This is a genomic window from Kamptonema animale CS-326 (genome assembly GCF_028330895.1).
GTDB lineage: Bacteria > Cyanobacteriota > Cyanobacteriia > Cyanobacteriales > Microcoleaceae > Kamptonema > Kamptonema formosum.
The window spans coordinates 1-15,551 of record NZ_JAQMUA010000131.1 but is presented as its reverse complement, the minus strand read 5'-3'; the positions used below and the strand labels follow the sequence as shown (position 1 = coordinate 15,551).

The following is a 15,551-nucleotide window of genomic DNA, read 5'->3' as shown; positions in this document are numbered from 1 at the left end:
CAAATGCTAATTAAAATTATAACAAGAGATTGCTTCACTACGTTGGCAATGACAGAATTACGTTACGTTGGCAATGACAGAATTACTTTGTGGGTAAGTCGCGTCCACTTTTTCACCTTAACCAAAGAATCAGATGCCAAAATAGATAAAGTAATCAGCCCCATTCTCCCGCCATGAGCTCAGACTTAGTGCCCCTCCCCCCAAAAGTCCCAATTAATCGCCGGGCCTTCGCCTTCGCTATCGACTGGGCGATCGTATCCTTAATTAGCCTAATTCTCGGTACTAATTGGTTCGTCCAACTCCTATTCTTCATCATCCTTTGGCTGCTGATGCGAGTCTTCCTCGCCGTCAGAAATCAAGATCAAAGCCTTGGCCACTGGGCCTTAGACATGAGAGTAATCGATACCCGCTTTAACAGAACTCCCACCATCCAAGAATTAGTCAAGCGCGAGGGTATACTTGGCATTGGGGCCGCCCTGGCTGCGATCGCATTTACCGGTCTAACCAGCCGCAACGCCGCCGTCCTATTACTGATCCTACCCCTAGCCCTAGACTGTAGCGTAGCCTTAGCCGACACGGAGAGATACCAGCAAGCCTTTCACGATCGCTTCGCCCAAACCATCATCGTTGGAACCCGCCGGGGCTACTCCCTTGACATTAAACTTAGAAAAATGCTTGACCAAATACAGCGCAATGTGAGATGATAGGAAATTGTGTCTGAATAGTAGCCTGACCGACTCAGTACCTCTGAGCGAGTGGGTAGTAGCTGTGAGACTCAGGCTTTAAGAATCAAGTTTTTTGTGGATTTATCCCAAAAAGGTTGTCCTGTAAAATTCCCGTGTCGTTAGACTGGGGAGTGTCAATTAGTCCAAATCTTTTTAGAATTATGGCTAAAGGTGTCCGAATCATCATTACATTAGAATGTACCGAGTGCCGAACTAACTCAAACAAGCGCTCAAATGGCGTGTCCAGGTACACTAGCACTAAGAACCGTCGTAACACGACGGCAAGACTAGAACTCAAAAAGTTCTGCACCCATTGTAACAAGCACACAGTCCATAAGGAAATTAAGTAATTTGTTAACGGTTAACTGTTAACGGTTAACTGTTAACAGCTAATAGCAATTAGCAATTAGCATTTCCCAATTACTAACTACCAACTATCAATTACCATGACATATTTTCGCCGCCGTGTTTCGCCAATTAAGCCAGGAGATCCCATCGACTATAAAGATGTCGATTTACTCCGCAAATTTGTAACTGAACGCGGGAAAATTTTACCCCGCCGGATCACAGGATTGACTGCTAAACAGCAGCGAGACTTGACCACAGGCATTAAAAGAGCCAGAATTCTAGCTTTGATGCCCTTCGTCAACCAAGAAGGCTAGAAAAACTCCAAAAAAAGCTATAGGCGTGGATCGACAAATCTGCTAGACTCGATCCAGTCAAGGGCGATTGGCGTAAAGCGCAAGCCTCCTGCGAAAGCCATCGGCATAGCGGTAGTTAATTAAACTTGCCAAAGCGCACTTTAACTTGCAGATAGTCCGCAAAATAGCACGCTTCGTTGGCAACAGCTTGTGGAGAAGGGAACTTTAATTGAATTTCGACTGCACGGCGAGCGGCGACTTGCCGTAGCAGATCGTCCTGATGGTAAAAAAAACTGGGTAGTGGTAGACGAAAATAGTCAATCCCACAGCATACCGCCTAAGCAAATTAGCTATGAGGTAGTTGGGGAAACTTACAAACCCACCCAAATTCCCACATTCCTCAAGGAAGTGGAGAATTATTCAGACCCAACGAGTTTAGAAGTCGCTTGGGAATTGTTGGTTGAGGATGGGGAAACCGTAGATCCTCCAGGTTTGGCAATGCTGCTGTTTTCAGAAGCAACTCCACCTCAATGCTACGCGGCATATTATTTGTTGTCGGTAGATAAGCTTTATTTCAAACAAAAAGGCGATCGCTACGAGCCGCGTTCAATGGCGATGGTCGCTGAAATTAAACATCAGCAAGAAGTTGAAAGGCAGCGACAGCTAGAATTGCATGGATTTTGGGAACGGGTCAAGGCCAGACTCGCAGGGGATGAGGTAGAGTGGCAGCAGAGCGATCGCACCCGCCTCGATGCCTTAGAACGCTTGGCTCTACTCGGAGAGGAAGCAACACACCGCACCCCCGCCTTAGAAACATTAGCCAGCTTGGGACGCTCGGAAACCCCCGAAGCCGCTTTTCAACTGCTCGTCGATCTCGGTCTTTGGAGTCTCCACGAAAACTTATTTTTGCGGCGCAGCCAGATCCCGACCCACTTTTCTGCAAAGGTACTGGAATTGGCTTGTTCTCGCCTCGAAAATCCCCCGCCTGACGTTGAATCAGATCGCCTCGATTTGACTCACCTCAAGGTTTACACCATTGACGACGAAAGCACAACGGAGATCGATGACGGTCTAAGCTTAGAATTTTTGGAAAATGGTCAGCAGCAGCTTTGGATACACATTGCCGATCCCACTAGCTTGCTCTCTCCTGGTGACGATCTCGATTTAGAAGCTAGAAAGCGCACTACTACAGTTTATCTGCCTACGGGCATGGTGCCAATGTTCCCGCCAGAGCTGGCAACAGGGCCCATGAGCCTCGTACAAGGGCAAGTTTGCCCCTCCCTGAGTTTCCGAGTGATTTTGGACGAAACGGGGGCAATACAGGATTACAGCATTCACATCACCTTAATTAAGCCCACTTATCGCCTGACTTACGAAGATGTAGATGAGATGCTACATCTGGCGATCGCGGCCGAACCAGAAATTAGCGCGATCGCAGCTTGGGCAAAATTGCGACACGGATGGAGACAAACCCAAGGCGCAATCAGCATCTATATGCCAGAATCCGTCATTAAAGTCTCTGGTGACGATGTTAGCGTTCACGTCTTAGATGACTCCCCCGCGCGGGAACTCGTAGCAGAGATGATGATTTTAACCGGAGAAGTCGCTGCACAATACGGCCAAACTCACAACCTAGTCCTACCCTATCGCCATCAGCCACAACCCGAACTCCCCCCAGATGAAGAATTACTGTTATTACCCGCTGGGCCGGCCCGCGCCTGTGCAGTACGCCGCTGTATGCCACGTAGCGAGATGAGTTTGATGCCAGCGCGACACGCGGGTTTAGGCTTAGAAGCTTATACTCAGGTGACATCTCCCATCCGCCGCTATATGGACTTGCTGGCTCATTTCCAGATCAAAGCCCACCTGCGGGGAGAAACCCCGCCGTTTTCGGCAGAACAGATGCTAGAAATGATTATGAGCCTCAGTCCGGCGGTGAAAGAAGCATCAAATGTAGAACGCCAAACTAACCGTTATTGGGGGTTGGAATATTTGCGTCGCCATGCTGGGGAAGTGTGGCAAGCAATGATGTTACGTTGGTTGCGGGAAGATACGAATGTGGGCTTAGTGTTGTTAGAAGAATTAGGCTTAGAGTTGGCAATGCGATTTAGTCGGCCTGTGGAAATAGGCGATCGCTTAGAAGTGAAAGTTACCCACTGCGATCCGCGATCGGATGCCATTCAGTTTCAAGAAATGATTTCTAATCCGGTTGCTTCTATCTGAGCCAATGGTAACTGCTAATCAGTTATCTTTAAGCTGATACTAGGCATTTGAGCAGGTCAGTGAGGTGAGATTGAATGCAGCCCTTGACAAAGATCGAACTGGGAAGAAAAAGCAGAAAGCATCTTTGCCAGCTCGTAGTGGCTGTTTTCTTCGTTCTCAATGTTTTGTCTTATACTGGTGCTTACGTTCTGACACACTTTAGTTCCCCTGGGCAGTTGGGATTGGGGCTTCCTAGACCTACCAGTTCTAAACTCCCTACTAACATTGGACTTGAATATATAACACAACGCATCCCAATCAGTCAAAATGAGTGGCTAGAGACTTGGTTCATTCCTGCTCAAAGTTCTGTATCTGGTGGAACTGTCTTATTATTTCCTGGTAATGCAGGCAGTAAAGCTAAACAACTTTTAGCCCCAACCCAAGTGTTTCATAGTTTAGGCTATGACACCTTACTTGTTGATTTTCGAGGGGTAGGAGGTTCTAGCGGCAATACAACAACGCTAGGTGTACGGGAAGCCAAAGACGTTGCTCTGACAATGAGTTATGCTCAACGCTCAAACTTTAAGCGTCCATTGGTACTTTATGGTGTGTCGATGGGTAGTGCGGCAATCCTTAAAGCAGTAGCCCTCGAACAGGTTAATCCCGATGCTGTAATTCTTGAGCTTCCCTTTGCGCGTCTTCTAAATGCTGTTAGAAGTCGATTAAGAGAAATCAGAGTTCCAACATTTCCAATGGCTGAAATGCTTGTCTTTTGGGGAAGCATTCAACATGGATTTAATGGTTTTACCCACAATCCAGTAACTTATGCCAGCAAAGTTAAATGCCCTACTTTGCTATTGCATGGAAAGCTCGACAAATGGACTACTGTGGCAGAGATCGATCGAATCTTTCAAAACTTACATGGTTCCAAGCAACTGGTTATTTTTCCTAATAGTGGTCATAATTTACTGGTTACAGTTGATAAAGAACATTGGAAACGGAGTATCGATCGGTTTCTCAAAGGAATTTAGATGAGATGTTAAAGTAGATAGCGATTGTGGCAGCGTCACAACCCAGTCGGAGTGGACTGCCGATAGATTCGATCTTAATATTCTAACTGCCTTGTAATTTGCTATACTAATTATTAACTATAGCAATCCTAAATGAATCGTAAATTTTTTACCCCACCCCAACCCTCCCCTTGCTAAGGGGAGGGAGTAAGAAATTCACAAATGATTTAGGATTGCTATACCAACCACTAACCATCAACTACTAACTAACAACTAAAAATTAGCAGTAATTTAAAAATGCCCAACTCTACGCACGTTCAGCGGCCTCTAGAATTTATACCTCCTGACTTTAACCCCCTAGTGCTCTGGGGATGCCAACAACTTCTTCCTTGGTGGCTGAAAGTGCGGACACCCATTAGCCAAATAGAAGCCGAGAATGTCAAAACTCTCGCCCATCTGTTCGAGCAATTTCAAGATAGTAAAGTCCGTTTTTTAGTCGCATTTCGTCATCCGAATACAGACGATCCTTTCTGTTTGGCACAACTGTTTTGGAAAATACTACCCCAAGTAGCTAGAAAAGAGGGGATAACGCTGAAATATCCCCTACATTCTCACTTTATCTACGATCGCGGCATTCCTCTCTGGGCGGGTGACACCGTAGGCTGGCTCTATTCCAGATTAGGCGGTACGCCCATAATTCGGGGTAAAATAGACAGAGCGGGATTGCGTTCCGCCCGCGAATTATTTGCCAACAGCCGCTTCCCAATTGCAGCCGCCCCAGAAGGAGCAACTAACGGGCACAATCAAATAGTCAGCCCCCTAGAACCGGGCATTGCCCAAATGGGATTTTGGTGCGTAGAAGATCTGTACAAAGCTGGACGAACGGAACAAGTTTTCATCATCCCCGTAGGTATTCAGTATCGTTATGCAGAGGCTCCTTGGGAACCATTACAAAAACTTTTAACTCAATTAGAAATTGATTGCGGTTTACCGACTATAGATCGAGTAAATATGGGAGAATTAAATGATTCAAATCAAAATTCTCTTTACCCACGCTTAATCCGATTGGGCGGTCATTTACTGGCAATGATGGAAGAATTTTATACTAGATTTTACCATCAAACCTTACCGAAAAATACGCCCGACCTGATATCTTTTCCAATTCCCGAAGCAATGGCTGACTCAGCTAACGAAGTTTTAATGCAGCGACTTTTTAACCTTCTAAATATTTCCCTGCAAGTAGCAGAACAGTATTTTAACATCAAGCCGAAGGGGAGTTTAATAGATCGGTGTCGCCGTTTAGAGCAGGCAGGCTGGGATTATATTTACCGAGAAGATATTAAAGACGTTGCCGATTTGTCACCCCTAGAAAGAGGATTGGCAGACCGCATCGCCGAAGAAGCAAACTTGCGGATGTGGCACATGAGACTGGTAGAAAGCTTTGTCGCCGTGACAGGGAAATACGTACAAGAAAACCCGACGGCAGAGCGTTTTGCAGAAACAACTTTACTACTATGGGATGTAGTAACTAGAATCAAAGGTGGAAGTCCTTTTAGTAGACCTCAGTTAGGGAAACAGCGGGTGAAAATGACAGTAGGGCAACCGATATCAGTTTCAGACCGTTGGGATAGCTATCAAGCAAGTCGCAGAGTAGCAGTAGCAGAGCTAACTCAAGATTTGCAAGTAGCTCTAGAAGGAATGATTCAATCTTAACAGTCTTTTGCGATACCTCTAGAAGCTCAGCAAATGAGCAGCGAACATTGAATAATGACTAATGATTAACCAACCCGCAGATCTGTCTAATAACTCTATTAAAGTAAAATTGCTGACTTACTTGGCGCAGGAATTGCTAACTCCGCTCACTTCAGTTGTCGGCATGGCGAGTGTTCTCAACCAAGAAATTTACGGCCCGCTGACTACCAAACAAAAGGAATACCTCGATATCATTCAAAACAGTAGCAAGCAGTTGCGATCGCTCGTGGAAGAAATTGTTGGGCTCGCAGAACTGGACGACAGTCCTTCACAGCTCAAACGTTCGGCTGTCGATATTGAAACTTTATGTCAGCAGGTTGTAGGCTCTCTATCGCAGGTGGTTTCTCGGCAAGAGCAAGAAATTTCTCTCTCCATCAGCCCCGGCCCTCGGCTCTGGTTGCTGGATAAAGATAAAGTCCAGCAAATGCTACACCACTTAGTATTTAGTGTGATTCAGTCTACTGGGGCAGGTAGCATGATTCGGATTCACCTGTCTCGCAAAGAAGAGGGAATTAATATTGCAGTTTGGGTTTTTCACCCTTGGTTAGGAGATAGCCTTCCCCATGCTAAACTCTACTCCGACTACTTATTAAACGGTGCAAGAGCCAACTATTCAGAAGGGAAGTCTGGTAATAATGAGCCTCTGATGGATGAGCAAGCGCGATCGCTACCTACGCAGGGATTGAGTCGTCTGGCACTCTCGTTTTCTGAATTGGCAGCCATAGTTGCGGCTGACGAGGCAGATAGGACACCGCAGCTAGCTGGCTACGGGGCACGGGAACGTCTGGGATTATTGCTCTGTTGTCAATTGGTGGAGATCCAAGGGGGCCAACTATCAATTCAAGGTTCGCCAGATTCTGGATATCGATATATGTTGGCACTACCCGGTTTAAATGCAATGGAATTGTTGGAAGGTTAACTGTTAACTGTTAACTGTTAACTGTTAGTTGTTAACTGTTAACTGTTAACTGTTAGTTGTTATGTTAGTTGTTAGTTTTCGGACACTGAATCAGGTAAGAAAAATTAACCAATTACCAATTACCAATTACCAATTACCAATTAGAAACAACTAACAAATTAAAAATGAACTCAGTTTGGCAGCAGTTGACGCTTTTTAATTTGCCACTTTACCAGTGGCGGAGTGCAAGCTATTTATATAGTTTGACTTGTGGATCTTTGGGGAGTTGGCGGCAGAGTAGCTGGTTGATGCAGTGGGCAGAACCTCTGGGTTTTGTTTTACTTTCCCTGGTTTTTGCTTTGGCTCCTTTTGTGGGCAATGCGTTAATAGGTTTACTATTAGTTGCTGGTGGTGCTTTTTGGGTATTAATGACACTTTCCGATCGGCAGGTGATTGTTTTTACGCCTATTCATTTGCTGGTTTTGTTGTACTGGAGTGTGGTAACGGTAGCAACGGCAATGTCACCGGTGAAGGCGGCGGCGTTTGTGGGTTGGGGTAAGCTGACGCTTTATTTGGTGTTTTTTGCGTTGATGGCTAGGGTGTTGCGATCGCCTAAACTACGAGGATGGTTAATTGCACTTTATTTGCATACTGCCCTCATTGTTAGTTTTTACGGGATACGACAGTGGATAGATAAGGTTCCTCCATTGGCAACTTGGAATGACCCCACCTCGACTCAGGCAAATTTAACGCGGGCCTACAGTTATTTGGGCAATCCTAACCTTTTGGGTGCATATTTATTACCTGCAATTGCTTTAAGTTTTGCGGCAATTTTCGTCTGGAAAGGGTGGGGGCCGAAAGCTCTGGCAGTGACGATGCTGTTAGTTAATGGTGCTTGTTTGCGCTTCACTGATAGCCGGGGGGCTTGGATTGGCTGCGTGATTCTGATGGTGGTGTTTTCGATTTTGATCTGGTATTGGTTTAGTCCTAGGATGCCGCGTTTCTGGCGCACTTGGGCGCTACCTGCGGGGTTGGGCAGTTTCGCTTTTGTGTTGATTTTGGGGTTGCTATTAGTAGAACCTCTACGCGATCGCGTTACCAGTATTTTTGTGGGACGCGGGGATAGTAGCAATAATTTCCGTATTAATGTTTGGACTGCTGTAATTCAAATGATTCGCGATCGCCCTATATTGGGGATTGGCCCTGGGAATGTGGCTTTTAACAAAATTTATCCCCTTTATATGCGACCGCGCTATAGTGCTTTGAGTGCCTATTCTGTGCTGCTGGAAATTACTGTAGAAAGTGGTTTCATTGGTTTAATAACTTTTCTGTGGTTGCTGGTGGTGACATTTAGTCAGGGATTTGTACAAATCAAAAGCCTACGGGATGGACAACCGATTGAGTCTATTTCACAGGGTGAAGTTGTTAATCAAAATCTCCCAATCTCCAATTTAAAATCGAGTGAGGGATTTTGGTTGATGGCTGCGATCGCAACTTTAGCTGGTATGATGGCTCACGGTTTTGTCGATACTGTCTGGTATCGCCCGGAAGTTAATACGCTTTGGTGGCTGATGGTGGCAATTATTGCTAGTTATTATGGGGTGATTCGGCGGCCAAGTTTGAGTACAGGTGAGTAAGCAGGGTGGGTGCAAATTTGTAAAAGTGGGATTCTCCCTAGCTATTGTAGAAACCGGGTTTCTCAACCAGAATCCTTGACGATTCGCGCGTAGACTAAAACCAGAAACCCGGTTTCTTGCACTAAACCACTATTGCCATGAAAATTTCTCATAAACTGGTTAGTAGCTTTATAAAAGGCATTCGGTAAGCGAAAAACGAGCGAGTCTTTAGACCTGAGATGAAAGCGGCACGGGCGGTTTTAACCGCCGTGAATCTTTTTTGATTTTTTCGTATTTGAAAGGATGAGAAGCATTAAAATATAAACAAGGAGGTGAGGAAAACTGTTAACGAACTATGTCTATAAACTCCGCCCCAATCAAGCTCAAAGTCTTAAGATGTCAAACTGGGTCGATATGCTACGTAGCCATTACAATTGGTGCTTAAACGACAGAATCACCCAATACAACCAACAATTTATCCAAGGGGACTACTGCGACATTATAACTAAAGGCGAGGCTTGTCCATTAACAAGTCTTGTTAGTAAAAGTGGTGCAACCGGGAATCCTTGGAAAGATTCTAAGCTTGACAAAGACGGTAAGACTAGAAATCCACGTCGAAGTGCTGGCGATATCCAAATCACTGTATTACCAGAACTGAAAACAGCTAGACCTTGGTATGCAGGGGTAGATTCAACAGTTCTGCAACAAAATGTTAAACGTTTAGACACTGCCTACAAAAACTTCTTTGAAGGTAGGGGATTCCCTAAATTCAAGAACCGTAGTAATTTTACCTCTTTTACTTATGCAACGGGGGTGAAAATCAAGGGCAATAAAATCTACTTACCCAAGTTAGGCTGGATGCGGTTTTACAACTCCCGCTCAATCCCTGATGGATTTACCCTCAAGGCTTGCGCCGTCAGGAAGCGACAGAATGGTTGGTATATTTCTATCAGGATTGAGGATAAATCTGTACCTGAGTATAGTCCCAAAAATCTTGGCGATTGCCCAAAGATAATAGGGTGCGACTTAGGTATTACTAAGCTGGTTCACCTTTCTGATGGATACCAAATTCAGAATCCTAAGTTTTCGACTAACAAAAAGGCTAAATGCACTCTGAAGATTAGGCAAAGGCGGGTTGGCCGCAAAGTCAAAGGCAGCAAAAACCGCAAGAAAGCCGCTATTAAGGTAGGGCGTTTTCATCAGAAAATTAGCGATAAGCGTCAGGCGCATCAATGGAAAACCGCCAATAAAATAGTGTCTCGTAATGTTGACGTAATCGCCATAGAAGATTTAAACATCTCTGGGATGATGCGTAGATGTAAAATCAAAAATGATGATAAAACTGAGAGATTCCTGAAAAATGGACAATCCAGAAAGAAAGGTTTGAATCGCGCTATCTCTGATGCTAGTTGGGGTGATTTAATTTTCAAGATTGAGTATCTGGCTGCAAAGCAAGGAAAAATCGTAATTAAAGTTAATCCCAAGCACTCCAGCCAAGAATGCAGAAATTGTGGGCATATCGACAAATCAAATCGAGATGGTGAAAAATTCATCTGTGTCGAGTGTGGTTATCACGAACACGCTGATATTGGTGCTGCTAAAACTATTAGAGATAGAGCTTTGGAAATAGTACGTGGGGACTCCGCGAAACTTGGTGCTTGTCATCTAAACGCCCAAAAGACATCAGTACGCTCTTTGAGCAAACGTGCTGAGTTTGGGAACCTTGGCAACAAGGATATTAAGGTAGTAATGCTTTAAGAATCTCAGTCGCTTTAGCGCTGAGAGTGTCAATGGTATTTCTCTATTGAGAGGGGTGGTTGGTGCGGTGGCGATCGCCCTGTTGGGGGAATTGCAGCGTCACCTAGAGTTGCAGTGGATTTACGAGACAGCACCGGAAATGGTTGAACTTTCTGCTACGGTTTCGGACTCACAGGCTTGGGTAGTGCCACCACGGGAAGAACTGGCAGTTATCTACCGCGCGGCTCAGGATGGTTTTATCGCTGATATTCAGCAAGAAGCTAACCGCCTCAAGCAACTCAATCCTGAGTATGCTACTTTCGCTAACAAAATACTTGAATTAAGCCAAATGTTTGATGACGAAGCTATTCTAAATTTGTTAAAACTCTCTATATAAGTCTTTTATTTACTTACTCTCAGAAAAAAAATTACCTATGTCTGTTGATGCTAAAACTCAACCGGAAACTATTTTATTTAAGGCTAGAGAGTTTGCTCAGATGAAAGCAACTCTTAGCAGAATATGAAAATCTCAACCAAATTCATCTTTGTTTCTGCCGTTCTCGTAGGGGCGATCGCTTTCCTCTCTGGTGGCAGTACCCTGTGGCGTAATCAGACTGAGAAGATGAGCTTGGAGAAATACACCCAAGCAAAGCGTCGGATTGAACTAGCAACCCAAGCACAACATCAGATCCAAAGGGAAATAGATAGTACGAAAGATCAGGTTTTGTTGCAAAATCTCACCAAAGACGAAGAAAAAGATGAGGATACAGAATTAGATACGATATTCGGCGAGTTGGAAACTCTGGTACCTAATTCAGAGCTTGAATATATCCGTCAGCGGCGTAAAGTTTTTGAGGAGATGGAAGACGAGTTGCTGGCATCCATTAATCAGCAATCGCCCACGACAATGAGAGATAAGCAAAAGGACTTCCGCACCATCAACGACTTTGGGCGCGATCTGAACTTTTTTCTAGACAAATTGGTAGGAGAGTCCCGCCAACACGCGAAGCAAGCCGAGCAAGAGTTACTAAGGGTAAGCGCGATCGCTAACTACATCTCCTACGGTACTGTCGTCTTCCTGATCGCGCTCGTCTTGGGCGAGTTCTGGCTGATTTTTCGCCCCATCATTCAATCCTTAAAACAGCTTCAGGAGGGAGCGACAGCCATTGGAGGAGGCAACCTCTCCTACCGCTTAGATATTCGCACCCAAGACGAAATCCAGCAGGTATCCCAAGCCTTTAACCTGATGGCAGGTCAATTGCAGGACTCTTTCACCGCTTTAGAAAAAAACAAAGTAGAACTTGAAGAACGGGTAAAAGCACGCACCTCTGAACTACAAAAAGCCAAAGAAGCCGCAGAAGTTGCCAACCGTGCTAAGAGCCAATTTCTCGCGAGCATGAACCACGAGCTTCGCACTCCGCTCAACGGCATCTTGGGCTATGCTCAGATTCTCCAGGGCGATCCCGCTACCGATAAACAGATGAAAGGATTAGGGGTGATTTACGAATGCAGTTCCCACTTGCTGAGTTTAATCAATGACATTTTGGATCTGTCCAAGCTGGAAGTACACAAGATGGAATTCTATCCCCAAGATTTCCACTTGACAAACTTCCTCGCCTCCACGGCCGATATTTGCCGGGTCAAAGCCGAACAAAAAGGCCTGGAGTTTCATTACCAGCCTTCTAATCACCTACTCGCGGCTGTCCATGCCGACGACAAACGACTGCGACAAGTGTTGCTAAATTTGCTCAGCAATGCTATTAAGTTTACCGATTTTGGCACTGTCACCTTCCGAGTTGAACCCGTTGGCGACCTGAGCGAACCTAATGCCGCCCAACGGATTCGCTTCGAGATTAAAGACACGGGGCTGGGTATTGCCCCCGAAAAACTATCGATGATTTTTTTACCCTTTGAGCAGGCCGGGAAACGCGATCGCAACAGTGAAGGGACTGGATTGGGACTTGCCATCAGTCAAGAAATTGTGCTGATGATGGGTGGCGAAATTCATGTCGAGAGCGTACTAGATCGGGGCAGCACTTTTTGGTTTGAAATAGACTTGCTCCCAGCATTGGATTGGCAAACACCGGAGACGGTGGAATTGTCTGCTACGGTTTCGGACTCACAGGCTTGGGTAGTGCCACCACGGGAAGAACTGGCAGTAATCTACCGCGCCGCCCAGGATGGCTTTATCGCTGACATTCAGCAAGAAGCTAACCGCCTCAAGCAACTCAATCCTCAGTATGCGACTTTCACTAACAAAATACTCGAATTAAGCCAAATGTTCGATGACGAAGCTATTATCAATTTGTTAGAAAGCTATATGTAGACCCTATTTCACTTGATACAGGAATTTAGCCATGTCTGTTGATACTAAACCTCAACCCGGAACTATTCTGGTTGTGGATGATAACCCCACTAATATTCAAGTGTTATTTGATGTTTTGAGTGAGATTGGTTATCGAGTGGCGATCGCTAAAAGTGGGGAATCGGCTCTACAACGGCTCCAGTCTTACCATCCTGATATTATTTTGTTGGATGTAATGATGCCAGGAATTGATGGGTTTGAAACCTGTCAGCGGCTTAAAGCTGACTCCGCCACCTCCGACATTCCTGTAATTTTTATGACGGCTCTTTCGGACTCAATGGATAAGGTTAAAGGGCTGAGTCTGGGAGCAGTAGATTATATTACCAAGCCTATCCAGCATGAAGAAGCACTAGCACGCATCCGGGTACATCTGCAACTGCGGGACTCGCAAAAGAAACTGGAAAATCGTACCACCGAACTTTCTCAAGCGCTAAACAGTCTGAAGCAGGCACAAGTGCATCTGGTGCAAAGTGAAAAGATGTCTTCCCTTGGTCAATTGGTGGCAGGGGTGGCACACGAAATCAACAATCCCGTAAATTTTATCCATGCCAATCTCGCTCCTGCTGAAGAATATATCCGAACTCTGATTAACTTTGTGGACTTGTATCAGGAATGCCATCCTCAACCCCATGCCAAATTGCAGGCATGGATGGAGGAGGAGGATATAGACTATCTCCGAGAAGACTTGATGAAGCTGCTCAATTCTTTAAATATAGGAAGCGAACGCATCCGCCAGCTCGTTCGTTCCCTACAAAATTTCTCCCGTCTGGATGAATCGGCAGCCAAGGCGATCGATCTGCATGAAGGCATTGAAAGTACCCTGCTGATTTTGCAATATCGCCTCAAAGCCAAGCCAGATCATCTTGGGATTAAAATTGTGCGGGACTATGGAGATTTGCCGCTAGTGAAATGCTATCCTAGCCAACTAAATCAGGTGTTTATGAACATTCTTAGCAATGCGATTGATGCTTTGGAAGAACGAGATAGCAAGCGTAGCGCTGCTGAGATGCGTGAAGATCCCAGTACGATCTCGATTCGTACTCAAGTATTACACAATCAGGCGATCGCTATCTATATTGCTGATAATGGTTTCGGTATTAAGGAAAATCTCTGCGATCAACTATTTGAACCTTTCTTTACCACTAAACCTATTGGCAAAGGCACGGGATTGGGACTTTCAATTAGTTATCAGATTATTACTGAAAAACACGGCGGTAAGATTTACTGCCACTCCACACCGGGAAAGGGAGTTGAGTTTGCGATCGAACTCCCCTTGTAGCAATATATTCCAGTAATGTATTAGATTAAGCCTTACTTCTTACTTTACAATTACAAGTGTCGATCGTCGGGTTTTTCCTATTGGGTATTTTAGTTAAAAACCTTCAAATTAGCGAAACTAAAGTTTTCAAATCTGGCACTTCTAAATCAGCTTTACCACTAGCAGCCTTAGTTGCACCAAATCCTTCTTTACCAACACGCCGATTTACCCAGACTGTTGATAAACCCATTGCTTTTACGGGTATAACATCATGATAAATGCTCTCAGCAACGTGCAGCAGTTTATCGGGAGATATCCCCATTTTTTGAATCGCAAATTCAAAATTGCGCGGTGATGGTTTATAGGATTTGACTTGTTCTGCTGTAATAATCCAGTCGAATTCTACTTGGAGATGTTTGGCGGTATCGGCAAATAATTCATCGTCTGTATTCGAGATAATCGCCAGACGAAATCTCTTTTTTAGCGCTTTTAGTGCTTCGACGGTATCGGGGAAAGGTTGCCAATTTTTGAGGGAATCAGGAAGGCTGTTTAATTCTGCTTCTGTGACATCAAAATTAAACCGTTCGCTAATTTTTTTCACGACTTGTCGCAAAACTTCCCGATATTTCAGATATCCATTTGTGTCCTTTTCTAATTCTGACTCAAATTCTGCAAATAGTTCCAGAATCTGCTTGTCACTCTGATTAATATTATGGGTTTCCAGTAGGTTTTTCAATACTGGCAGTATCCCTCCTTCCCAATCAATGAGGGTTCCGTAGCAATCAAAACTTAAGATTTCAAATTGACTAAAATCTAGCATTTTTACCTCCTATGATGCTCTGAATTTGCCAATAACTTCAATCAATCCAATAAGATTTTGATTGAATTCTGCTAATTGTTCTGCGGGAATCCAATATTCTTGATGTCTTGAACTGCCAACAGTTTGTACCGGATATCGACTTAAAAAGTTTGCACGAACTCGAAATGTTGTGACATAACCAATATATCCCGATGCTGCATCTTTTGTATTCCAATCTCGTGCAATTTGCACGGCATATTCTTCAGAAAGTACGGGATAGAAAATAGGCTGGAAAGGTAAACGCGGCGGAAAGGAAGTGTAACCACTTTTCCGAATTAATTCCATCTCTTTTTGACCGACTGGACGAAACAGAGTCACTGTTTTATCAATTACTCCCATTTGATACATTTGCTATTTATGTAGATACACGCTGATATTGGTAATGGCTAATGGCTAATGGCTAATGGCTAATGGCTAATTGGTAATTGGTAATTGGTAATTGGTAATTGGTAATTGGTAATCACCCATCCTCCCCATCTTCCCCATCT

At 44.6% G+C, this 15,551-nt stretch carries 15 protein-coding genes; 13 read left to right on the top strand and 2 right to left on the bottom strand.

The features are described from left to right. The first annotated feature begins 48 nt into the window (after window positions 1-48). The 13 genes from PN499_RS07745 (at window position 49) to PN499_RS07685 (ending at window position 14,225) form a co-directional block, all read left to right on the top strand. Window positions 49-177: a hypothetical protein gene (locus PN499_RS07745; RefSeq protein ID WP_272031159.1), complete on the top strand. Its 129-nt coding sequence runs from the start codon at window positions 49-51 to the stop codon at window positions 175-177. Beyond that, entirely contained in the window at window positions 174-704 is a 531-nt protein-coding gene (locus PN499_RS07740) for an RDD family protein (RefSeq protein ID WP_272031158.1), read from the top strand. Before PN499_RS07745 ends, PN499_RS07740 begins: the two co-directional genes overlap by 4 nt. 182 nt (window positions 705-886) lie before the next feature. Beyond that, window positions 887-1,075, top strand: coding sequence for a 50S ribosomal protein L33 (gene rpmG, locus PN499_RS07735; RefSeq protein WP_071592493.1), 189 nt, complete (start codon window positions 887-889; stop codon window positions 1,073-1,075). A gap of 96 nt (window positions 1,076-1,171) precedes the next feature. Next, window positions 1,172-1,387 (top strand): 30S ribosomal protein S18, encoded by a 216-nt coding sequence (rpsR, locus tag PN499_RS07730; RefSeq protein ID WP_007358575.1) that lies wholly within the window; start codon window positions 1,172-1,174, stop codon window positions 1,385-1,387. Window positions 1,388-1,576: 189 nt separating this feature from the next. Beyond that, window positions 1,577-3,589, top strand: coding sequence for a ribonuclease catalytic domain-containing protein (locus PN499_RS07725; RefSeq protein ID WP_272031156.1), 2,013 nt, complete (start codon window positions 1,577-1,579; stop codon window positions 3,587-3,589). A gap of 74 nt (window positions 3,590-3,663) precedes the next feature. Further along, on the top strand, window positions 3,664-4,599 hold the full coding sequence (locus tag PN499_RS07720; protein WP_272031155.1) for an alpha/beta hydrolase: 936 nt from the start codon (window positions 3,664-3,666) through the stop codon (window positions 4,597-4,599). Window positions 4,600-4,875: 276 nt separating this feature from the next. Further along, the gene (locus PN499_RS07715; RefSeq protein WP_272031153.1) at window positions 4,876-6,291 is read left to right on the top strand and encodes a 1-acyl-sn-glycerol-3-phosphate acyltransferase; all 1,416 of its coding nucleotides are present in this window, start codon (window positions 4,876-4,878) and stop codon (window positions 6,289-6,291) included. 61 nt (window positions 6,292-6,352) lie between these two features. Next, on the top strand, window positions 6,353-7,249 hold the full coding sequence (locus tag PN499_RS07710) for a sensor histidine kinase (RefSeq protein WP_272031152.1): 897 nt from the start codon (window positions 6,353-6,355) through the stop codon (window positions 7,247-7,249). A gap of 164 nt (window positions 7,250-7,413) precedes the next feature. Continuing rightward, window positions 7,414-8,865: an IctB family putative bicarbonate transporter gene (locus PN499_RS07705; protein WP_272031151.1), complete on the top strand. Its 1,452-nt coding sequence runs from the start codon at window positions 7,414-7,416 to the stop codon at window positions 8,863-8,865. 321 nt (window positions 8,866-9,186) lie between these two features. Further along, window positions 9,187-10,602, top strand: a complete 1,416-nt coding sequence (locus tag PN499_RS07700) for an RNA-guided endonuclease InsQ/TnpB family protein (protein WP_272031194.1) — start codon at window positions 9,187-9,189, stop codon at window positions 10,600-10,602. Between the two features lie 46 nt (window positions 10,603-10,648). Further along, entirely contained in the window at window positions 10,649-10,978 is a 330-nt protein-coding gene (locus PN499_RS07695) for a hypothetical protein (protein ID WP_272031150.1), read from the top strand. 123 nt (window positions 10,979-11,101) lie between these two features. Continuing rightward, entirely contained in the window at window positions 11,102-12,907 is a 1,806-nt protein-coding gene (locus PN499_RS07690; protein WP_272031148.1) for a sensor histidine kinase, read from the top strand. Between the two features lie 31 nt (window positions 12,908-12,938). Next, entirely contained in the window at window positions 12,939-14,225 is a 1,287-nt protein-coding gene (locus PN499_RS07685) for a sensor histidine kinase (RefSeq protein ID WP_272031147.1), read from the top strand. A 103-nt stretch (window positions 14,226-14,328) separates the two neighbouring features. On the opposite strand, the gene PN499_RS07680 is transcribed toward PN499_RS07685, so the two are convergent. Both PN499_RS07680 and PN499_RS07675 read right to left on the bottom strand, forming a co-directional pair. Then, entirely contained in the window at window positions 14,329-15,024 is a 696-nt protein-coding gene (locus PN499_RS07680; RefSeq protein WP_272031146.1) for a haloacid dehalogenase type II, read from the bottom strand. A gap of 9 nt (window positions 15,025-15,033) precedes the next feature. After that, window positions 15,034-15,402 carry a hypothetical protein gene (locus tag PN499_RS07675; RefSeq protein ID WP_272031145.1) on the bottom strand — a complete coding sequence of 123 codons (369 nt, stop codon included), beginning with the start codon at window positions 15,400-15,402 and terminating at the stop codon, window positions 15,034-15,036. Between the last annotated feature and the right edge of the window lie 149 nt (window positions 15,403-15,551).